Source organism: Cupriavidus sp. GW822-FHT06G04 (assembly GCF_058799075.1).
Window position 1 is genome coordinate 229536 of the sequence record NZ_JBXALD010000003.1, and the last position, 21284, is coordinate 250819.

Genomic DNA, 21284 nt, shown 5'->3' on the forward strand with positions numbered 1-21284 from the left:
TGCAACGCACGGCGTCCTCAATGCGTGGACTGCTTGCGAATCTTCGCGACCGTCTCCTCCACGCCATGCCAGCGCGGCTGGTCCGGCGCGAAGCGGTCGCGCAGGTAATGCACGAGCTGCGTGACTTGTGCGTCGTCGAGGCTGTCGGCAAAGCCCGGCATATAGCCGATACCCGCGTGCGGCGGCGCCGATACGCCGTGCAGCACCGCCTGAATCACATTGTCTGGCCGCGTGCTGTGCAGATTGCTGTTCAGCGCCAGCGACGGCTTGACGCCGAACTGCGGCACGCCGGCATTGCCTTGATGACATACCGCGCACGCGCTCTGATAGAGGCGATCGGTGGCGCCTGAAAGCCGCAGTGCTGCGGCATCGCTGCGCGCTTCCACCTCAGCAACCTGCGTCGTATCCGGCTCGTCCGCGGATTGGCTGGACGCCGTGCCGAACGACGCCACGTAATGCGCGATCGCCCGCACATCGCTTTCCGGAAGCTCACGCAGGCTTTCGACGACCGGTGCCATCGGGCCGGCGGCCGCACCGTGCCGCGCCGCATATCCCGTGCGCAGGTACTGGAACAGATCCTCCTCGGTCCACGGCAGTGGCGACTTGGACAGCGCCGTCAAGGCCGGCGCTTCCCATCCCTCGGCCTCTCCGCCGGTGAGATATGCCTTGCCGCCTTTTTCGGCGCCCAGTGCATTGCGCGGCGAGTGGCAGGCGCTGCAATGTCCCGGACCTTCGGCAAGATAGGCGCCACGGTTCCACAGTGCCGAGCGGTTCGCGTCGGGCGTGAACGGCTCGTTGCGATGGAACAGCGTGTTCCATCCGGCCAGTGCGGGACGCAGGTTGAACGGGAAATCGAGCCGTGTTTCGGGCGGCCGGGACACAACCGGTTCGGCCGCCATCAGATAGGCATACAGCGCCTGCATGTCGGCATCGCTGACTTTTGCAAAGGCGGTGTACGGGAAAGCCGGATACAGGTGCCGGCCGTCGCGATGAATGCCTTCGCGCATCGCGCGCTCGAACGCCGCGAAGGACCAGTTGCCGATGCCGGTCTCGACGTCAGGCGTGATGTTGGTGCTGTAGACGGTGCCGAACGGTGTTTCAAGCGGCAGGCCGCCGGCGTTGCGGACCCCGCCGGGCGCCGTGTGGCACACCGCGCAATCGCCGGCGGCGGCCACCAGCCGTCCGCGTTCGAGCGTGGCGGCGGAATAGAAACCGGCTTCGGGCGGCGCCACCGGCGCGATGGGCGCCCGCCACGGCATGACCGTCGCGCACAGGCCGGCCAAGGCGGTCAACGGTGCCAGCGCGGCCAGCAGCCAGCGCCGCTTGGGCGGCTGGCTCCGTGATGCGGATTGATCGGCCAGCGCTTGCCGGATCTGGCCGGCGCTAAACGGTGGCTCGCGCAGGCGCACGCCCGTGGCATCGTGAATCGCGTTAGCCACGGCCGCGGCGGCCGGCAGCGTTGCCGCCGCGCCCCCCGCCAGCGCGCCAACGATCTCGACGCGCGGTTGCGCGGCAAGTGCGTGGCCGGGTTCCTGGGCGGCCAGCGCAAAGGTGTCTTCGGCTGCGCCACCCGCGCCCCAATCGTCATAGCTGCGGCCGCCTGCCATCAGTTGCCGTGTAGCGGTGGTCACGTCGTCGCGCAGCGCGGTAGGGTGCGGCTGTGCGTCGGGTTGGCGCGCCTCACGCTCGTGCCCGACGGTGACGCGCGTGACGCTGATATCGCCGGTTCGCCCGTCGACCTCCACATCCGCCACCCATGCCGACCACGTGCGCGCCGGGCGGCCGCTCTCGACATCGATCACGCTGGCGTAGGCAAAGCCACGTCCGCGGCGAATGCCGTTGTCCGGGTGCGTATGGCCTTGCAGCGGCCCTTGCCAGCCGGATTGCGCGGCCACCCGTTCGATCAACTGGATGCCCTGGGCATCGTCGAGCCATTGCAGCCGTAGTGCCACGGGGTCCAGCTGCGACTGCGTCGCCAGTTCATCGAGCTGGGATTCATGAGCGAAGACATGGCCGCGCGCAGCGATATCGACCGGCACATCGAGCGGAAATGTCGCCGAGACATCGAGGTGCCGGACGGCATAGGGCGGCACCAGGCTTGGGTCGATCTGCGCCGCGTCCGCCAATGGCGGCACGACGCCGATCTGCTGGAGCGCGAGCGGAACGCTGCCTTGGTGCGTTGCCGACGCGACAACGCGGTACACCGCCTCCGGGGCTAGCGCGCTGGCGACGTCGAGCGTCAGTTTCGGACCGCGCATGCCGGCATCCGCGGCATGGAACGTGGCGTGCACCGCGCGTCCTGCCGCGTGCGCCATCAGCGCTGCGTCGGCAGCGGCCTGCTGCGCGCAGAAGTCATCGTGATACGACGGCGGGTCCGCATCGCAGACGATCGATACGCGGGATTCCGCGATGCCGAGCAATGCTGCCAAATGGATGCGTAGCGCGCCAGGTTGGGAGCAGGCAAGCCATACGTGAAGTTCACCATCGCGCCAGTCGGCCGTGGCGGCGCCCGACGCGTCGGGGCGCGGACTGATCAACGGCCAGCGATAGGTGGCCTCCACCTGCTGCGCGCTGCGCGCGAGCGCATTGGCGGCATCGCCGTGCGAAGCCACGCGCTGGACATGCGGGGCCGCTGGCAGCGTCGACGTGGTGGCCGATTGCCAGACGGGCCGCAACGCTGCCGCGGCATGCCAGGCCTGCTCCGGCGTGGCAGCCACCACACCAAGAAAGTCGCCACGCACGACGATATCGACCACGCCCGCGCAGCGGCGCGCGGCATCGGCGTCGAAGCGCTCCAGCCGGGCAGGCCCATCGGCGGGCCGTACGGCATATCCGGTCAGCGCTGCCGCCGGTATCGCGAGAGGTACCGATTCGCGTGTGCGGGCGTTCATCGGAGCGTCTCGAACTCGCGCGCCGCGCTCGACTCGCGTACCAGCACAGCCGCTCGACGTACGGCGCGCAGGATTTCCATGTGCGTGCCACAGCGGCACAGATTGAAGCGCAGCGCCTCGCGGATCTGGTCGTCGCTTGGGTCGTCATTCACTGCGAGCAGCGCCTTGGTGCTCATGATCATGCCGTTCAGGCAATACCCGCACTGGGCGGCTTGCTCGTCGATAAACGCCCGCTGCACCGGATCCGGCGCCTCGCGTGTGCCCAGTCCTTCCAGCGTGGTCACGGCGCGCCCCACCGCCGCGCCGGTAGGCACGACGCACGAGCGTGCCGCCACGCCATCGATCAGCACCGTGCACGCCCCGCACTGGCCCAGTCCGCACCCGTATTTCGGGCCGTTGCAGGCCAGGTCATTGCGCAGGATGTAGAGCAACGGCGTTTGCGGATCCACACATACGTCGTGTGTGTTCCGGTTCACGCGCAACTTCAGGGGGCGGGGCGCGGTCATCGGTGGTTGGGGGCGTTTGGATTACAGGTCAGGCAGCAGCCGGCACGGGCCGTGCCGTCGGCTCGCGCAGTGGCACCGAAAACACGTCATAGCCAAAGCACCAGTCGGGATTTTCGTTGGTGCGCAGCCACGTGTTGTCGTGCGACACCTTCTGCACCTTGCTGGCGCGTTCAGCGCGATTGGCCTCGTACAGCGCGAAAGTATAGGCGTGGTCGCTCAGCCCCGTTTCGACGAAGCAGCGCGTCAGCATCGCGGCGTCCTCGATGGCCATTGCCGCGCCCTGCGCCATGTGCGGTTTCATCGGATGGCATGCATCGCCGAGCAGCACCAGGCGGCCGCGGCTCCACAGCGGCAGCGGGTCGCGCTCCAGCAGCGGCCACTTGGTGACTTCGACGGTGCCTTCGATCAGCGACTGCACGCCCTGGTGCCATCCGTCGAATGCGGCCCGCATTTCCTCGATACTGCTGGGAACCCAGCTCTTGCTCATGTCCCATTCGGGCTCGGGCACGCCGGTCACGTAGTAGATCTCGTCGTGCTGCTTGGTGTCGAAGTAGACCATCATATGGCGGTCGTCGGACCACCACTTGGTGCAGCGGTCATGCGTGAAGCCCTTGACGCGCGAGATCGGGAACACCGCGCGGTGCGCCACGTAGCCAGTGTATTTGGGCGGCTCCGCACCGAGCAGGTGCTCGCGGATGCGCGAATTGACACCGTCGGCGCCGATCACGATATCGGCTTCCTCGACAGATCCATCGGAAAACGTCAGTTTCACGACATCGCCGAGGTCCTCGACGCTTTCGAGCTTCTTGTTGAATACAAGACGCGCGGGTTCCACGGCCTCGGTCATCAAGGCGTGGAAATCGCCGCGGTGCACCGTCAGGTAGCTGGCGCCGTAATGCGACAGCGCGTAGTCGCCAAGCGGAATCTGGGCGATCACCTCGCCGGTCTTCCAGTCGCGGCTGTACCAGAAATCCGGATGGCAACCCATCGCGTTCATCGCGTCCTCGATGCCGATGCGGCGCAGGATCTTCATCACGTTGGGCCCGACATGGATGCCCGCGCCGAGGCGCGAAAAGGCCGGCGCCTGCTCATACAGCTTCACATTGAACCCTGCACGCTGGAGCAGGGCGGCTGCCGCCGTCCCGCCCAGGCCCGCACCGATCACTGCAATTCGAGTATTGCCTTGCACGACGTCTCTCCTGAGTTGGTCTGTCACGTTGAAATCGAGTGTACACACCATAAATTTCCAAGTAAAGAATGGTTTTGCCGCGCTAGTGGAAAACCCTGACGATTTAATCGACACATCCGATGTATGCCCGTAAATGGCGAAATAATGCGCCATTAAAGGGATTGATTCATTCAGAGGGCACTGAATGAGTGCGGGTTTTCCAGAATGAATGGTTGTTGTAAAAATAAGGTGTGTACACTAGAATTTTCCGGAAGGGCGCCAAGCCGTGCGCCATGCGTCCCGCGCCGCAGGGCGAGTGGGTAGACAACGACACAGACGATGGAGTGACAAGTGCAGAAAGTTTTCCGGATCGGACAGATCGTCCCCAGTTCCAACACCACGATGGAGACCGAGATTCCGGCCATGCTGGCGGCTCGCCAACTCGTGCGTCCCGAGCGCTTCACGTTTCATTCCAGCCGCATGCGCATGAAGACGGTCAAGAAGGAGGAACTGGCCGCCATGGACGCCGAATCCGACCGCTGCGCACTCGAGTTGAGCGACGCCCGCGTCGATGTGCTCGGCTATGCCTGTCTGGTCGCGATCATGTCGATGGGGCGCGGTTACCATCGCACGTCGGAAACGCGCCTGAAGTCGCGCACCGAAGAAAACGGCGGCAGCGCGCCGGTGGTGACCAGCGCCGGTGCGCTGGTCAATGCGCTCAAGGTCATCGGCGCCAAGCGCATTGCGCTGGTGGCGCCCTATATGAAGCCGCTGACCGAACTCGTGGTCGATTACATCGAGCATGAAGGCTTCGAAGTGGTCGAATGGCGCGCGCTGGAGATCCCGGACAACCTCGAAGTCGGCCGGCACGATCCGTCGCGACTGCCGGGCATCGTTGCCACCATGAACACCAAGGATGTGGATGCGGTCGTACTGTCGGCATGCGTGCAGATGCCGTCGCTGCCGGTGGTGGAAAAGGTCGAGGCCATGACCGGCAAGCCGGTGATTACCGCGGCCATCGCCACCACGTATGCACTGCTCAAGGAACTCGATCTGGAGGCCGTGGTGCCGGGCGGCGGCACGCTGCTGTCGGGCGCGTACTGAACGGAGCCATCGATGAGCACCTTTCTCTACGGCGGCAATGTGCACGCCAACGGCATCCGCCAGCATTACCTGCGCTACGGCGGCGCACGGACCGGGCGCGATGCGGTCATCATCGTGCCCGGCATCACCAGCCCGGCCATCACCTGGGGCTTTGTCGGCGAGCAGTTCGGCAAGCAGTTCGATACCTATGTACTGGACGTGCGTGGCCGAGGCCTGTCTTCGGCCGGCGACACGCTCGACTACAGTCTCGATGCCCAGGCGGCCGACGTCATCGCGTTTGCCCAGGCGCTGGGATTGGCGCGCTACCAGATCGTCGGCCATTCGATGGGCGGACGCATCGGCATCCGCGCGGCGCGCTCGTCGCCTGCCGGACTGACGCGCCTGGTAATGGTCGACCCGCCCGTGTCGGGACCCGGGCGTCGCCCGTATCCCGCGCAGTTGCCGTGGTATGTCGATTCGATCCGCCTTGCCGTGCAGGGCACCGATGCCGAAGGCATGCGCCGCTTCTGCCCGACGTGGACCGAGGAGCAGCGGCAGCTGCGCGCCGAATGGCTGCACACGTGCGATGAACGCGCCATGCTGGCGAGTTTCGAAGGTTTCCATACCGATGACATCCACGCCGATCTGCCGCACGTGAGCGTGCCGACGTTGCTGATCACCGCGGCGCGCGGCGATGTGGTGCTGCCGGCCGATGTGGAGGAACTGCGCGCGCTGCGTCCCGGTTTGCAAGAAGTGCGCGTGCCCGACGCGGGCCACATGATTCCGTGGGACAACGAGCCAGGTTTCTATCAGGCGTTCGGCGAATTTCTCGGCGCACCGCTCGCAGACTGAGCACTCACCGCAAGGAGCCAAGCATGGCTGTCAGTGACTACGACCTGACCTGCGCATGGAAGCAGGTTCTCACGCTGTCCAAACTTGAAGCGGGCCAGACGGTGACGGTGTTGACCGGCGCCGATACGCACCCGCAGACGCTGCGCACCGCGCTGGTGGCTGCCGCGTCGATGGGAGCCATCGTCAACCGGCTCGATCTTCCGCCTGTCAATGGCGAGAAGGCGCTGAGCCGCGATGCGCTGGCCTATCTCGGCACCACGCCGCTGACCGGCAATCGTGCCGCCATCGCCGCGCTCAAGGCCAGCGATCTGGTGCTGGACTTGATGACTCTGCTGTTCTCGCCCGAACAGCACGACATCCTGTCGGCCGGCACCAAGATTCTGCTGGCGGTGGAGCCGCCCGAAGTGCTGGCGCGACTAGTGCCCACCGAGGCGGACCGCACGCGCGTGAAGGCCGCGACCGCGCGGCTTGGGCGCGCGCGCAGCATGCACATTACATCGGAAGCGGGAACGGACCTGCACTGCGCGTTGGGCGAATTTCCCGCCATCAGCGAGTACGGCTTCGTCGACGAGCCCGGCCGCTGGGACCACTGGCCCAGCGGTTTCGTGCTGACGTGGCCCAATGAAGGCGGTACCAACGGCCACCTCGTGCTGGACCGAGGCGACATCCTGCTGCCGATGAAGTCCTACGTGCAGGAGCCGATCCACGTCACGCTCCGGAACGGTTACGTCACCGCTATCGAAGGCGGTCTCGATGCGGAGCTGCTGGCCGACTACATGGCGTCGTTCAACGATCCGGAGTCGTACGCGATGTCGCATATCGGCTGGGGCCTGCAGCCACGCGCGCGCTGGTCCACGCTGGCGATGTACGACCGCGAGGCCACCATCGGCATGGACGCGCGCGCCTTCGAAGGCAACTTCCTTTGCTCGTTCGGACCGAACAACGAGGCGGGCGGCAGTCGCACCACCGCTTGCCATATCGACATTCCTTTGCGCCGTTGCACCGTCAGCCTCGACGGCGAGCCGGTGGTGGCCGCCGGCAAGGTGCTGGACGGCGGCGCGCATGCCAGCCAGGAGTCTGCTCATGCATGATGAAGTACAAACCTATCGTCGCCAGGGCTTTGGCACCGCGATGGAGCCGAAGGCGCCTTACGGGCTGCTGATCATCGATTTCGTCAACGGCTTTGCGGATCCGGCGGTGTTCGGCGGCGGCAATATTCCAGACGCCATCGCCAATACCCAGCCGCTGCTGGCCACGGCGCGCAAGCTGGGCTGGCCGATCGCGCATAGTCGCATCGTGTTTGCCGACGACGACGCCGATCACAACATCTTCACGCTCAAGGTGCCCGGCATGCTGACGCTGAAGGAGGACGGCGTCACCAGCCAGATCGTGCCGCAACTGGCGCCCGCACACGGCGAGCTGGTGGTGCGCAAGACTGTGCCGTCGGCGTTCTTCGGCACTTCGCTGGCGGCATGGCTGGCGCAGCGTGGTGTGCAGACGTTGCTGGTGGCCGGTTGCGTGACCAGCGGCTGCGTGCGCGCCAGTGTCGTCGATGCGATGTCGTATGGCTTTCGTCCGCTGGTGCTGTCCGACTGCGTTGGCGATCGCGCCATCGGTCCGCATGAAGCGAACCTGTTCGACATGGAGCAGAAGTACGCAACCGTGATGACGCGCGACGCTGCGCTCGCGTCGATCGGAGCGGTGCCGCACGTGGCGTCGGCGGCGGCCTAGGCGGACATCGCGCGGCGCGGGCGGCCGCGTGGCCGGCGCACGTGGCCGGTCTCTGCGGCCGGGATCTGCGCACCGTGGCACACGGCGTTGAGCACGGTGCGCTGCATCACGTCACGCCAATGCGCGATGGCCGCCTCGCTCATGATCGGCTCGCCCAGAAAAGCGCTCAGCGTGTGGTGGTTCGAGTTGTAGAAATAGCCCAGCGACGCGATGATCAGGTAGACGTCGCGCGCTGTGAGACCAGGCTGAAACACGCCGGCGCCCACACCACGCTTCAGGATGCCGTCCAGCACCGACAGCGCGTACGCCGAGATTTCGTTCAGGCGTACCGACTTTTTGGCGTGACGGGCCCGGCTCAGGTTTTCGCTGTTGAGAATGGCGACGAACTCGGGATGATCGAGGTAGTATCGCCAGACAAAGTCGACCAGTTGCGTCAGCGCGCGGAGCGGGTCTTCGGGATCGAGTTCAAGTTTCTGCTCGGCCTCGTTGAGTTGCAGGTAGATGGTCTCCAGCACTTCGATAAACAGCTTTTCCTTGCTGCCGAAGTAGTAATAGATCATCCGGTCATAGGTATTGGCCAGCGACGAGATGCGCTCGATACGCCCGCCGTCGTAGCCGTGCTGGGCGAAAACCTTGGTGGCCGCCTTGAGGATCTTGGCGCGCGTGTCCTGGGCCTGGCGGGCCCGGGTGCCGGGCCGGGCGCGGGCGGTGGTGATGTCTTTGGGCATGCGGGCCGAGTTGGGGATGGTTTCCGACAGGTTCGAACAAATTCCAGCAATGCGCCGGCGCGTGGGCCGTCAGCGCGTTGCCAGTATAGCCGTGCGCCGCGTAGCGGCGCGGCAGTGAAGGAAGATCGATGCAACAGCCATCGCAAACACCGCGTGCATTGCGCGAAGCGTTGTTCCAGGAGCGCGGCGTACTGCTGGTGACGCGTCCGGCGGCCGCCGCGCCGCGCCCATCGCCGGGCCAGCCTGGGGCCGCCTCGGATTTCATTTCCGATCTGCCCGATATCTTCGTGGCGATCCGGGCGTCGGGACAGATCCTCGCTTTCAACGGACACGTCGATCTCGGCACGGGCATTCGCACCTCGCTGGCGCAGATCGTCGCCGAGGAACTCGAAGTCGAAGCCGATGCCGTGACGATGGTGCTGGGCCATACCGAGGCCACGCCCAATCAGGGCCCGACCATTGCCAGTGCATCGATCCAGATTTCGGCGTTGCCGCTACGCCGCGCCGCGGCGCAGGCGCGCGCGTGGCTGGTGGCGCGCGCTGCGGGCGGCCCGATCGATGTTGCGGCGCTGCTGAGCGACGAACATGTCGAACTGCCGCTTGCCGATGATGTCCCGACCAAGCCCGCCGCGCAGTATCGCGTGGTCGGGCGCAGTGCGCCGCGCGTCGATATCCCGGCCAAGGCAACCGGCGAGTTGACGTTCGTGCACGACGTGCGCGTGCCCGGCATGCTGCACGGCCGCGTGATACGGCCGCCCTATGCGGGACGCGACAGCGGCGATTTCGTCGGCTCCAGTCTGATTGGTATCGACGAGACATCGATTGCCGCGGTGCCCGGTGTCGTGCGCGTGTATGTGGAAGGCGATTTTGTTGGCGTGGTGGCCGAGCGCGAGGAGCAGGCAATCGAGGCCGCACGCCGGCTCAAGGTGCGCTGGAAGGCGGTGCCGCCGCTCGCCGATCTCAACACGCCCGAAGCCGCGCTGCGCGCCGTGCCGGCGCGACGACGTCAGCTGCTGCAGACCAGCGACACCACGGCCGCGCTGGCCGAAGCCGCGCATTGCATCGAACGCAGCTACGTCTGGCCCTACCAGATGCATGGATCGATCGGGCCATCGTGCGCGGTCGCCGATTGGCGCGACGATCATCTGACGCTATGGTCGGGCACGCAGAATCCGCATGTGCTGCGCATCGACATGGCCCGGCTGTCCGGGCTCGACGAAGGCGCGATCGAAATCGTGCGCATGGAGGCCGCCGGCTGCTACGGCCGTAATTGTGCCGACGACGTATGTGCCGACGCGGTGCTGCTGTCGCGCGCGGTGGGTCGGCCGGTACGCGTGCAATTGACGCGCGAGCAGGAACACCTTTGGGAACCGAAAGGCGCGGCACAGCTGATGGACGTACGCGGCGGCGCTGATGCTGACGGCGCGCTGACGGCCTACCAGTTCGTGACACGCTATCCGTCCAACGATGCGCCGGTGCTGGCGTTGCTGCTGACCGGGCGCGTGCCGGCCACGCCGCGCATGCTGGAAATGGGCGATCGCACTGCGGTGCCCGCCTATGGCTACGCGTCGCTCGATATCGCGTGCGACGACATCCCGGCCATCGCCCGGGCGTCGTGGCTGCGTGGGGTGTCCGCGCTGCCCAACACGTTCGCACACGAGTCCTTCATCGATGAAATGGCGCATCGTTGCGGCGCCGATCCGTTAGCCTTCCGCTTGCGGCATCTGCCCGATACGCGCGCGTGCGAACTCCTGGTTGCGGTGTCGCAGGCGGCCGAATGGCGCGAAGGTGCACGCGGATCACGCGGCCAGCCGGACGCCGATGGGCTGCTGCGCGGGCGCGGTATTGCGTATGCCCGCTACGTGCACAGCAAGTTTCCGGGCTTCGGTGCGGCGTGGGCGGCGTGGATCGTCGATGTGGAGGTGGATCCCGCCAGCGGCAACGTGCGGGTGACCCGGCTGTGCGTGGGACAGGACACCGGCATGATGGTGAACCCGGATGGTGTGCGCCATCAGATCCACGGCAATGTGGTGCAGACCCTGAGCCGCGTGCTGCGCGAGCAGGTGCGTTTTGACGACCAGGGCGTGGCCAGCCGCGAGTGGGGCAGCTATCCGATCATCGCCTTTCCCGATGTGCCCAACATCGAAGTCTTGCTGATGCCGCGCCAGGAAGAAAGCCCGCTGGGCGCCGGAGAGTCGGCATCTCTGCCCGGTGCGCCGGCCATTGCCAATGCGCTGTTCGACGCCACCGGCGTGCGATTTACGCGCGCGCCGTTTACCCCCGAGGCGGTCAGGCAAGGCTGCGCCACCGCGCTTTCCCTCGCCTGATGTGGTGGGCGTAGCCCTCTGCCGCGCGCGGCAGAGGGCTACTGTCAGAACTTGTGCCGGATACCCACCACGGTGCCGAACTGATTGGTTCCAGCCGGGCCGATTGACGTAGCCGCGCCGTTCAGGCCAATGCGTGCGCCGTCGTCATTGCGGATGTAGGCCATCTGCGCATACACGTCGGTGCGTTTCGAGAAGGCATAGTCGAGCAGCAATGAAGCGCTCCACGCATCGCCGTTGCCGCGCCGGTCGTTGAGCAGGTATCCCGCAGCACTTAACGACAGCGCGGGCGTCAGCTGATATCCCGCGCCAATCCAGAACAAGTCCGCCCGGCGCGACGGCACCGTTGCGGTGGCGCCGATGTTGCCGTTGAACCAGCGATAGCCCGCAAACAGTTTCGCACTGGCGAACGAATAGCTTCCGGCAACCGCCAGCCGCTGATCTTTCTGCGACGTGTTCTGCCCCGCGATGCCGCTGGTGCCCTGCTGCATGTCGTAGATCACCGTCATGCCCGCCTTGCCGACGTTGTATTCGACACCGCCGCTGACGGCCCGATCGCTCTTCGGGTCGCCGGGCACTTCGCTGGCCACCGCGCCGCCCGACAACGACGTACCGCGCGCGAACGAATAGAGACCCGTGACCGTAAAGCCGCCAAACTTGCCCACGTACTTCGCCGTGTTGTCATAGCGGCCCGCGGTCATCGCATCCATCGTGAAGATCGAGTAGCGCGGCGACACCGCCATTGCGTCGTAGTTGATCAGGATGTCGTAGAGAATATTGTTCTGCCGGCCCAGCGTAACGCGGCCGTACTGCGAAGAGATCCCCGTGAACGCCTGGCGACCGAACAGGCGGCCGCCTTGCGCCGCGGTGCCGGCGTCGATATCGAAGCCATTTTCCAGCACGAACAGCGCCTGGAGGCCGCCGCCGAGATCTTCTGTGCCGCGAATGCCCCAGCGCGAACCGGACAGGTTGCCGGACGTCATGCGCGTGAGACTGCGGTTGTTCGCATCGGCATGGGTCAGGAACTCGACGCCGACATCGGCCACGCCGTACAGCGTCACCGACGATTGCGCCTGCACACCGTGCGCGGCAAGCATGGCCGCGCCTGCCAGGGCCAGATGCGGAATGGAATGGCGAAGTGGTTGGCTCATTTCTTTTTTCTTTGCAATGGGGTTGGAATCGGGTGCCTGCCCCGCGAGCAGCGCGCACGCATCCAGCGCCTGAAGACCGAATGTCAGGACGCAGGGGCGAACGCACTCTCACGGGGCCGGCTAGCGCCCGCGTAGCAGCGATTCAGTAAAAGGGGAGTTGGGGTGTGCCTGCTGAAGCCTCGGCGGGTCCCCGGTAAATCAGTCGACGAGCAGGTTGATCTTGGTCGCGAACTTCTGCCAGCGATCGATATCGTTGGTCACTAGTTTCTGGAATTCCGCTGGCGTGCTGGTGGTCGTGGCGAACCCAAGATGTGCGAGCGATGCCTTGATTTCCGGCTTGGCGATGGCCCTGGCGATTTCCGCGTTGAGCTTCTGTACGATCTCGGGCGGCGTGTTGGCGGGGGCCAGAATGCCGAACCATTGGTCCACGTCGTAGCCTGGCAGGCCAAGCTCGCTGACGGTTGGCACATCGGGCAGGAACGGCGAGCGCGCTTTCGAAGTCACCGCCAGCGCGCGCAGCTTGTTACTCTTGAGGTACGGGATCGTATTGGTCAGTGTGTTGACGCTGACATCGGCCTGTCCGCCCAGCACGTCTGCCATCGCGGGCGCGCAGCCCTTGTACGGCACATGCAGCATTTCCATCTTTGCCGAGACCTTCAGCAGTTCTCCGGCCAGATGTTGGGGCGTGCCATTGCCGCACGACGCATAGCTAGGCGGCGATGCGCTCTTGCCGGCCGCCACCAGATCGCTGAAGGTGCGGATCTTGGACTGGAAGGGCACCGCGATCACCGAAGGCACCGAGGCAAAGGTGATCACCGCGCTGAAGTCGGACTTCGGGTCGAATTGCAGCTTGCGAAACACGCTGGGGTTGATCGCAAAGCTGCTGTTGACGATCAGCAGCGTGTAGCCATCCGCCGGGCTCTTCGCGACAAACTCCGCGCCAATATTGCCGCTGGCGCCGGGGCGGTTGTCGACCACCACGGGCTGGCCCAGCGCCTTGCTGATGTCGGCGCCGATCAGGCGCGCGAGCACGTCCGTCCCGCCGCCGGCCGGGAACGTGACCACCATGCGGATCGGTTTCTGCGGGAAAGTGCTCGCGATGTTGGCTTCGGCACGGCCGGGCAGGGTGCCCAGGGTGCCAGCCACAAACAGTAGCGATGCCAGACTGCTGACGACGGATAGGGGTCTCATGGATAAGCCTCGTCGGTTAGGGTGAAGGAAAGGTAAAGACCGGTCAATCGGGAACAATGCGTACCGCCGGGTCGCACTCGCCGCTGGCCTGGACCAGTGCGGCATCGAGCGCCGCGTTGCCATCGGCGTGAATGCGATACAGAGGCTGGCCCTGCGCCACATGCGCGCCAATCGTGCAGAGCAGGTCGACGCCTGCACCGGCACTGCGCGGCGCGCCCGCTGCGCGTGCAACGCCGGAGATGCGCAGCCCGTCGATCGACTGCACGCGGCCCGCGCAGGGCGCGACGATGTCATGCGTATGCGCCCCAGGCATCACTGGTGCGGGCCGCTTGCCCTGCGCGACGGCAATACGTTCGAACGCGGCTTTCGCCTTGCCTTCATCCAGCAGCGCAGTCGCAATTCGCATGCCTTGCTCGGCGTTACCCACGCGCGGGTCGAAAGCGATAATTTCACTGGCGAAGCGCAGCGCCTTCGCGCGCAGGTCGGCCGGCGCATCGGGATCGTTATCGAGCACTTGCAGTACGTCGCGGACTTCGAGGGCCGGACCGATGCCGCGGCCGATGGGGCGGCTGCCATCGGTGGCAAGTGCGCGCACCTTCATGCCAAGTCCGGCACCCACCCGCTCGAACAGGGCCCCGAGCTCACAGGCGTCGGCATGCGAAGCCAATTTCGTGTCCGGTCCATAAGGCAGATCGACCATCACGTGGGTGGCGCCGGCCGTATATTTTTTTGACAGGATCGATGCGACGGCCCAGCGCCGCGAATCGAGCCTCAGTGGGCGTGTGATCCGGTTCATCACGTCGTCGATCACGGAATGGTTCAGGCGGCCGTTCCAGGCGATGCAGCCGCGCGCCAGCGTCACGCAGCGTCGCACGTCTTCCTGCGTCAGGTCGACGCGCGCCACGGTTTCCATGGCATCGGCGGTGCCGGCTGCGGAGGTGATGGCGCGCGACGACGTTTTCGGCATCGCCAATCCGTACGCCGCGACGATCGGCACCACGATCAACGTAATGCGGCTGCCCGGCACACCGCCCATCGAATGCTTGTCGACCACCAACGGCTCATCCCATTCGATGCGCGTGGCAAATGCGGTGCGCGCACGCGCCAGCGCCACGACTTCCTGGTCGTTCAGGCTGCCCGTGGCGGCGATCAGGAACGCGGTCAGCTCGGCGTCGCTGTAGCGGCCGGCGATTGCATCGCGCAATACGCCAACATAGGCGGCTTCGTCCAGTGCTTCGCCGCGCAGCTTGGCCCGCAGATTGACGCGGCTCGCGGGTGCGCTATCGGCGGGCGCCGATGCAAGGCAGACGGACGAGGGCGCCGCCTGCCGCAGCGCTGCGACGAAACGCGCCACGCCAACCTCCAGCGTGCTGTCGTTCGACACGGTTATGCATGCCACGCCGTCCGGCAGCGGCGCAGCCTGGCGTGCCACGCGCCGGGCCACCTGTTCGCCCGATTCACGGCCGCGTGCGGCGATGCGGCGGGCCAGTACATCCTGCGGCGCAGTCACCAGCACTACTGAAAAGCGCGGCAGGCGCGCCGACAGTTCCGCCACCACGCTGCGCGAGCCATTGGCGATGACATGCGTTCCGGCGGCCAGCGCATCGGTCAGCGACGTTGGCAAGCCATAGCGCAATTCGTGCGCGTCCCACGTCACGAGAAATTCGCCTGCCTGCTGGCGTCTTGCGAACTCGATGTCCGACACGCCTTCATGGTCCTCGCCAGGCGATCCGCTGGGCCGCGTAATCACGCGCCGCGCAAAGTGATAGCCATTGCCCAGAATCGCGCGTGCACCGTCGATCAGGGAATCCTTGCCCGCGCCGCTGGGCCCTACCACCAGGAAGAATGTGCCGGTCTCGTTCATATTTAACTTAGACATCGAAGTTGTAGGGCTATGCTAGCACCGGTCCCGGGCCTGTCAAGAGAAGTTCGATGTCTAAGTTAATGCAAGGGGCGGGCCAGCGCCCGGAAATCCAGTGTGTACGCGGGATTGAGGGATTTCTCAGGGAAAACGCGCAGTGCCGGCCTGCGCGCTGACGGTGCCGCGTGCATCGACAACGCGCATCGCGCACTGATGTAGTGAGCGCTACATCGAGGGCGCGCGCGTGCGTGGCGGCGACGCCGCGCGCAAGGCGCTATCATGTGCGCTGCCTACGCCTATCGCCTGTCAAAAACCATGGCCACGAAAAAGAAGCTGGATAGCCCCGTCACGCTGACGCCTGAAGCAGAAATCGAAGAGGAACGCCTTGCGCATTTGGTCAAGGACGCCGCGCGCGCCTATATCCGCGCGCTGCAGCTGCGACTGGCCGAGCATTCGGTGTCGTATGGCCACTGGACCATCCTGCGGATCCTGTGGCGTCACGACGGACTGTCGCAACGGGAACTGAGCGAGCGTGCCGGCGTCACAGAGCCCACCACGTTCGCCGCGGTCAAGGCGCTGGAGGCGCTGGGCTATGTCGAACGCACGCACCTGCCCGGCAACAAGAAGAAGGTGCACGTGTTCCTGAGCAAGACCGGACGTGCGCTACGGCGCAAGCTGGAGCCGCTGGCCACGGAGGTCAACACGCTCAGCGTGGAAGGGGTAAGCGAGGAAGACGTGCTGACTACGCGCCGCGTGCTGATTACGATCGCGCAGCGGTTGGTGGCCGATGAGATGGCGCTGGCAGAGCGCGGCCGGCGCGTGCCGTCCACACAGGAAGTGGGGCGGTTGCTAGCCGACCTTTGACGCCGCCGCCGCTGACCTTGCGTGTATCCCGCGTGCTTGAGGCCAGCGCAAAAGCCCTTCGATGGCCATGCCATCGAAGGGAAAGCCTCCCGGGTAGAAGGCGCGATCTTGCGGAGCGTCCGCGCGGATCAGGCGTCGTCCAGCCCGATATCGACGGCGGGGGCCGACTGCGTGATCTTGCTGGTGGAGATGTAGTCGACGCCGGTTTCGGCCACGGCCCGGATGGTTTCCAGCCGGATGCCGCCTGATGCTTCCACCTTGGTGCGGCCGGCGACGATCTGCACCGCCTCCTTCATGTCCGGCACCGACATGTTGTCCAGCATGATGACGTCGACGCCAGCAGCCAGCGCTTCATGCACCTGCTCCAGGCGGTCGCATTCGACCTCGAGCTTGGTCAGCACCGGCAGCTTGCGGCGCACGCGCGCCACTGCCGCTGCAATGCTGCCGCACACCGCGATGTGGTTGTCCTTGATCATCACGCCATTGTCCAGGCTCAGGCGATGGTTCAGCCCGCCGCCGCACGTGACCGCGTGCTTCTCCAGCGCGCGCAGTCCCGGCGTGGTCTTGCGGCTGTCGATCAGACGCGCCTTGGTGTGCGCAATCGCTTCGGCATACTTCGCCGTGTGATTGGCGATGCCGCACAGACGCTGCATGATGTTGAGCGCGGTGCGCTCGGCGGTCAGCACGCTACGCGCGTTGCCGCTTACGTTCAGCAGCACGGCGCCTTTCTCCACCTTGTCGCCATCGGCCACGCGCACGTCCAGCGACAGGGTGGGGTCGTAGCGCGAAAAGATACGGGCGGCCACGTCGATGCCGGCGATCAGCATCGGTTCGCGCGCGTTCATGCAGAACGTGCCGGTCTCGCCGGGCTCGATCATGGTGTGAACGGTGAGATCGCAGATCCCGATGTCCTCGGTCAGCCAGAGGTCGATCAACTTGTCCGTGGCGAAAATGTCATACATGGATGTTGGCTCCTGAATGGTGGTTGCCGCACTTCTAATAACTTAGATATCGAAGTACATGGCGTAATACTAGCGCCTGCCAACGGCTTGTCAACTATTATTCGATCTCTAAGATGACGATTGCGAGCGGCGACCTCGTAGGAGGTTTGTCGGAGCGGGAAGTGGTTCGCATCGGCAAGGCGCTGCGTACGATGCGGGCGGCGCCTGGGCGCGCACCGGGCCGCTCGATGCGGCGACTGGTGCTGGCGCGTGGGGTGCGGCCCGATGCGCCCGGAACCCGGGCGTAGCGAGCGCTGCCGTTACTGCGCAGTCAGTCGGCGGGGCTGTCGGCGTCCTGGGCGGCTTCGGCCGGTTCGTCGTCGAGATCGCTCATCTTGCGCAGCAGATAGAGCAGGGCGACGCGTTCGGCGGGATTCAACCCGCGCATGGTGCGTTCGCTGATGTCCTGCGCAAACGGCACCACGTCGGCGACCAGCGCCTGGCCGGCCGGTGTCAGCAACACCACCACCTTGCGGCGGTCGCGCGCGTCATGGGATACCTTGATCAGCTCGCGGGACTTCAATCGCTCGATGATGCCGCGCACTGTGGCCTGATCGATGGCCGTGGCGCGCGCGATCTCGCTGAGCGAACAAGAGGTATGCGCCTGAATGGCGCAGAGCACCACAAACTGGCCGGCGGTCAGTTGGGAATCTGGAATGGTCTGCTGAAAAATCGCCACATGCCGCTGATACGCGCGGCGCAGCAGATGTCCAACCTGCTCGGTGAAATCGTAGTCGTCGCGGTGAGGCGCGTGGCTCTGGCGTGTGCTCACAAGGGGCTATCCGAATTGGCGAATACCGCGCAGTATAGCCGCGCGGCTGCCGGCTAGAGCACGCGGCCAAACCACCAAAGCGACAGCAACCCCGCAAAGGCCGCCAGCAGTGCACCGGCGGCAGCGAACAGCGCGGTGATTTCAACCTGGTCGCGCTTGCCGAATGCCAGTGTGGTGCGCAGCGCGCGGTAAACCTGTTTCATGCCAGCGGCGTCGTCCAGCCGGAAGTATTGCGCGCCGGTAGTGTCGGCAATCTTCTTTAATACGGCTTCGTCGAGCCTGACGCGGGACGACCAGCCGTCGGCCTTCAGCACCACGCCCTCGGTCGTGCCAACGCCTACGGTGTAGATGCGCACGCCGTAGTCGGCGGCCATCTGCGCCGCCTGCATTGCGGATGGTCCGGCATTGCTCTCGCCATCGGAAAAGACGATGATCGCGCCCGATGCGAACGATCCCGGCAATGGGGCGGCGCCGTCGCCCGTTGTTGGCCGCGTCGGCATTGGGGTGTCGTCGTCGCCCATCAGGAGCGTGGCGTCCACGCTGGCCTCTGGGACCAGCGTCGATAGCGCCACCAGCAAGCCGTTGCCGAGCGCGGTGCCGCCTTGCACCTGAAGCCGCTCGATGCTTTTGGCGACGTCGTCCTTGCTGCGCGTTGGCGCCTGCGCAACGGCAGCGGTGCCCGCTATCGACACCACGCCTACCTTGACGCCGGCCGGCTGCGCATCGAGCAGGATGTGCGCCGCCTGTTGGGCAGCGCGAAAACGACTGGGCTTGATATCCTGCGCGCGCATGCTGCCGGAAAGGTCCATCACGAAGATAACGGTGTCGATGCGCGACGGTAGCGACAGCACCGCCTGCGGCCGTGCAACCGCCACCAGCAGCGCAATCAGCGCCGACAAGGCCAACAGCGGTCCAACATGGCGGCGCCAGTCGGGCTTGCGGCCCGCGTGCGTGTACGCAGGCGGAAGGTGGGGCTGCGCGGCGCCCGCGCGTTGCCGCCGCGCGTCGAGCCAGAGATAGCCGAGCACCAACACCAGCGCCAACGCCAGCAGCCACAGCATGTTTGGCCACAGGAAGCTGAAGGTGGGCAGACGGCTGACGGCGTCGATCACGGCGTGCCCCGGATGGCGCCCTGGCGATGGCGACGTTCCCGCGCAAACTGAAGCAGCGTGAGATCCAGGCGCGAATAGGTGGAAAGGGTCACGCAATCGACGCCCGCCCGGTCGAACCCCTGGCGCAGTTCCGCCTCGCGCGCCTCGGCGGCTGCGGCAAAGCGTTTGCGAAAGGAGGGGTCATGGGTGTCGACCAGCAACTGCTCGCCGCTTTCGGCATCCTGCATCACCACGAGGCCCAGATCGGGCATGGCGGTCTCCAGTGGGTCGACCAGCCGCACCGCCACCACCTCGTGGCGCCGCGCCAGCTTGTCGAGCGCGGCTTGCCAGCCCGGCGCGCTGAGGAAATCCGAGACGACGAACACCACCGAGCGCCGCTTGACGATGGCGCTGGCCGTGTCCAGCAGGTCGGCCAGATGCGTCTCGCCAGGCGATAGAGCCGACGTGCCGCGTATGCGATCGAGCACATGCAGCAGGTGGCGGCGCCCGGCGCGCGCGGGCACCGTGGCGGTGACGCCGTGCCCGGTGCCGCTGTAGAGCACCGCGCCCACGCGGTTGCCGTAGCGCGTCAGCAGCAGCGCCATCACGGCGGTGAAATCGCTGAGCATGTCGCGCTTGCGCGTGGTGCCCGATCCGAAATCGATCGATCCGCTCAGATCCAGCAGGAACCATACGGCAACTTCGCGATCCTCCTGATACTCGCGCACATGCGGGATCTGCAGTCGCGCGGTGACATTCCAGTCGATATGGCGCACGTCATCACCGGGATGATATTCGCGCAGATCGGCCAGATCGATGCCGAAGCCGCGAAACAGCGTGCGGCAGTCACCCTGCAGCAACCCATCGAGCCGGCGCACGACCGTCCATTCCAGGCGACGGACCAGCGCCTCGGTCTGGTTTGCGCCAAGGCCGGTGCCGGGCAGTGCGGCGGGGGCGTCGGGCGATGCCGCGGCCTGCTGCGGGCGTTCGTGCGCCGTCCGGCGTCTAGGCCACAGTCGCGCGAACATGGGAATCAAGCGGGCGTTCGGGTGCGGGCAGTGCGCGCACGATGCGCGTGACGATCTGGTCCGCGCTGATTCCGTCGGAGAGGGCCTCGTAGGACAGCGCCAGCCGATGACGCAGAATGTCGGGCACCAGATCGATCACGTCTTCCGGCAGCGCGTAATCGCGCGCCCGCAAGAACGCCAAAGCCCGCGCGCCTTCGATCAGGCCGATGGTGGCACGCGGGCTTGCGCCGAAGGACAGGTAGCGGTCGGTATCCGCCACGCCGTAGGCGCTGGGCCGGCGCGTGGCGGCCACCACGCGCACCGCATACTGCACCAGGCCCGGGTCGACATAGACCTTGCGGCATTGCTTCTGCAGGTCGGCCAACTGAGTGGGCGTGGCGATCGGGTTGACCTCGATGCGCGGGCCGGTGACGCGGTTGACGATCACCACTTCCTCCTCTTCGCTCGGATAACCGACCAGCACCTTCATCATGAAGCGGTCCACCTGCGCTTCGGGCAGCGGGTACGTGCCTTCGGTTTCGATCGGATTCTGCGTGGCCATCACCAGGAACGGCGACGGCACCAGATGCGTTTCTCCAGCGATGGTGACTTGCCGCTCCTGCATCACTTCCAGCAATGCGCTCTGTACCTTGGCCGGCGCGCGATTGATTTCGTCGGCCAGCAGCAGGTTGGCGAACACCGGCCCGCGCACCGTGGAAAACTCGCCGCTGGCCTGGTTGTACATGCGCGTGCCGACCAGATCGGCGGGCAGCAGGTCGGGCGTGAACTGGATCCGCTTGAAGGTGCCGCTCATGGTGCGCGCCAGCGTGTTGACCGTCAGCGTCTTGGCCAGGCCGGGAACGCCTTCCACCAGCAGGTGGCCGCCCGCCAGCAGCGCCACCAGCACGCGTTCGAGAAAGTGGTCCTGGCCCACCACTACCCGTTTTACTTCGTACAGCAGGCGTTCCATCAGCCCGGCCTGGTTGGCGGCATGCGTCGCTTGGTCGTTCATGGGCGTCGATTCCTGTTGGTGAAGCGGGTGGCTGATTCAGAAAGGGCAATT

18 protein-coding genes are annotated in these 21284 nt (G+C 65.8%); 6 read left to right on the plus strand and 12 right to left on the minus strand.

Annotation, left to right across the window (positions count from 1 at the left end):
• Positions 1–17: 17 nt before the first annotated feature.
• Genes AC1RKI_RS08355 through AC1RKI_RS08365 form a run of 3 tightly spaced genes read right to left on the minus strand, consistent with a single transcriptional unit; the run spans position 18 to position 4586 of the window.
• Positions 18–2891: a c-type cytochrome gene (locus AC1RKI_RS08355; protein ID WP_492796050.1), complete on the minus strand. Its 2874-nt coding sequence runs from the start codon at positions 2889–2891 to the stop codon at positions 18–20.
• The gene (locus AC1RKI_RS08360) at positions 2888–3397 is read right to left on the minus strand and encodes a (2Fe-2S)-binding protein (RefSeq protein ID WP_061954082.1); all 510 of its coding nucleotides are present in this window, start codon (positions 3395–3397) and stop codon (positions 2888–2890) included. Before AC1RKI_RS08360 ends, AC1RKI_RS08355 begins: the two co-directional genes overlap by 4 nt.
• 28 nt (positions 3398–3425) lie before the next feature.
• Positions 3426–4586, minus strand: coding sequence for an FAD-dependent monooxygenase (locus tag AC1RKI_RS08365; protein ID WP_341248976.1), 1161 nt, complete (start codon positions 4584–4586; stop codon positions 3426–3428).
• A 330-nt stretch (positions 4587–4916) separates the two neighbouring features.
• Here AC1RKI_RS08365 and AC1RKI_RS08370 point away from each other — a divergent pair, with 330 nt between their 5' ends.
• Genes AC1RKI_RS08370 through AC1RKI_RS08385 form a run of 4 tightly spaced genes read left to right on the plus strand, consistent with a single transcriptional unit; the run spans position 4917 to position 8231 of the window.
• A complete protein-coding gene (locus tag AC1RKI_RS08370; RefSeq protein WP_061954086.1) occupies positions 4917–5669 on the plus strand; it encodes a maleate cis-trans isomerase family protein in 753 nt (250 codons plus the stop codon).
• A gap of 12 nt (positions 5670–5681) precedes the next feature.
• Entirely contained in the window at positions 5682–6500 is an 819-nt protein-coding gene (locus AC1RKI_RS08375) for an alpha/beta fold hydrolase (protein ID WP_061954088.1), read from the plus strand.
• Positions 6501–6523: 23 nt separating this feature from the next.
• A complete protein-coding gene (locus AC1RKI_RS08380; RefSeq protein WP_061954090.1) occupies positions 6524–7591 on the plus strand; it encodes a 2,5-dihydroxypyridine 5,6-dioxygenase NicX family protein in 1068 nt (355 codons plus the stop codon).
• Positions 7584–8231, plus strand: a complete 648-nt coding sequence (locus AC1RKI_RS08385) for an N-carbamoylsarcosine amidohydrolase (protein WP_227461010.1) — start codon at positions 7584–7586, stop codon at positions 8229–8231. The genes AC1RKI_RS08380 and AC1RKI_RS08385 overlap by 8 nt, the downstream gene beginning before the upstream one ends.
• Here the strand turns inward: AC1RKI_RS08385 and AC1RKI_RS08390 are convergent.
• On the minus strand, positions 8228–8959 hold the full coding sequence (locus AC1RKI_RS08390) for a TetR/AcrR family transcriptional regulator (protein WP_492796047.1): 732 nt from the start codon (positions 8957–8959) through the stop codon (positions 8228–8230). The genes AC1RKI_RS08385 and AC1RKI_RS08390 overlap by 4 nt on opposite strands.
• A gap of 128 nt (positions 8960–9087) precedes the next feature.
• On the opposite strand from AC1RKI_RS08390, the gene AC1RKI_RS08395 reads away from it, so the two are divergent.
• The gene (locus AC1RKI_RS08395; RefSeq protein ID WP_492796045.1) at positions 9088–11286 is read left to right on the plus strand and encodes a xanthine dehydrogenase family protein molybdopterin-binding subunit; all 2199 of its coding nucleotides are present in this window, start codon (positions 9088–9090) and stop codon (positions 11284–11286) included.
• Positions 11287–11330: 44 nt separating this feature from the next.
• On the opposite strand, the gene AC1RKI_RS08400 is transcribed toward AC1RKI_RS08395, so the two are convergent.
• From AC1RKI_RS08400 to phnN, 3 genes are all read right to left on the minus strand, one after another.
• Positions 11331–12434 (minus strand): porin, encoded by a 1104-nt coding sequence (locus AC1RKI_RS08400; protein ID WP_492796043.1) that lies wholly within the window; start codon positions 12432–12434, stop codon positions 11331–11333.
• 198 nt (positions 12435–12632) lie between these two features.
• Positions 12633–13625, minus strand: a complete 993-nt coding sequence (locus AC1RKI_RS08405) for a tripartite tricarboxylate transporter substrate binding protein (protein WP_061954100.1) — start codon at positions 13623–13625, stop codon at positions 12633–12635.
• 43 nt (positions 13626–13668) lie between these two features.
• Positions 13669–15489 (minus strand): phosphonate metabolism protein/1,5-bisphosphokinase (PRPP-forming) PhnN, encoded by a 1821-nt coding sequence (gene phnN, locus AC1RKI_RS08410; RefSeq protein WP_492796204.1) that lies wholly within the window; start codon positions 15487–15489, stop codon positions 13669–13671.
• A 312-nt stretch (positions 15490–15801) separates the two neighbouring features.
• On the opposite strand from phnN, the gene AC1RKI_RS08415 reads away from it, so the two are divergent.
• Positions 15802–16350, plus strand: coding sequence for a MarR family winged helix-turn-helix transcriptional regulator (locus AC1RKI_RS08415; RefSeq protein WP_150980788.1), 549 nt, complete (start codon positions 15802–15804; stop codon positions 16348–16350).
• Between the two features lie 128 nt (positions 16351–16478).
• Here the strand turns inward: AC1RKI_RS08415 and nadC are convergent, their stop codons facing one another.
• From nadC to AC1RKI_RS08440, 5 genes are all read right to left on the minus strand, one after another.
• Entirely contained in the window at positions 16479–17312 is an 834-nt protein-coding gene (nadC, locus tag AC1RKI_RS08420; protein ID WP_061954104.1) for a carboxylating nicotinate-nucleotide diphosphorylase, read from the minus strand.
• A gap of 310 nt (positions 17313–17622) precedes the next feature.
• Positions 17623–18123 carry a MarR family winged helix-turn-helix transcriptional regulator gene (locus AC1RKI_RS08425; RefSeq protein WP_492796040.1) on the minus strand — a complete coding sequence of 167 codons (501 nt, stop codon included), beginning with the start codon at positions 18121–18123 and terminating at the stop codon, positions 17623–17625.
• 53 nt (positions 18124–18176) lie between these two features.
• On the minus strand, positions 18177–19235 hold the full coding sequence (locus AC1RKI_RS08430; RefSeq protein WP_244787922.1) for a vWA domain-containing protein: 1059 nt from the start codon (positions 19233–19235) through the stop codon (positions 18177–18179).
• A complete protein-coding gene (locus tag AC1RKI_RS08435; RefSeq protein ID WP_244789121.1) occupies positions 19232–20242 on the minus strand; it encodes a DUF58 domain-containing protein in 1011 nt (336 codons plus the stop codon). Before AC1RKI_RS08435 ends, AC1RKI_RS08430 begins: the two co-directional genes overlap by 4 nt.
• Positions 20220–21233: an AAA family ATPase gene (locus tag AC1RKI_RS08440; RefSeq protein WP_061954112.1), complete on the minus strand. Its 1014-nt coding sequence runs from the start codon at positions 21231–21233 to the stop codon at positions 20220–20222. The genes AC1RKI_RS08435 and AC1RKI_RS08440 overlap by 23 nt, the downstream gene beginning before the upstream one ends.
• Positions 21234–21284 lie beyond the last annotated feature (51 nt).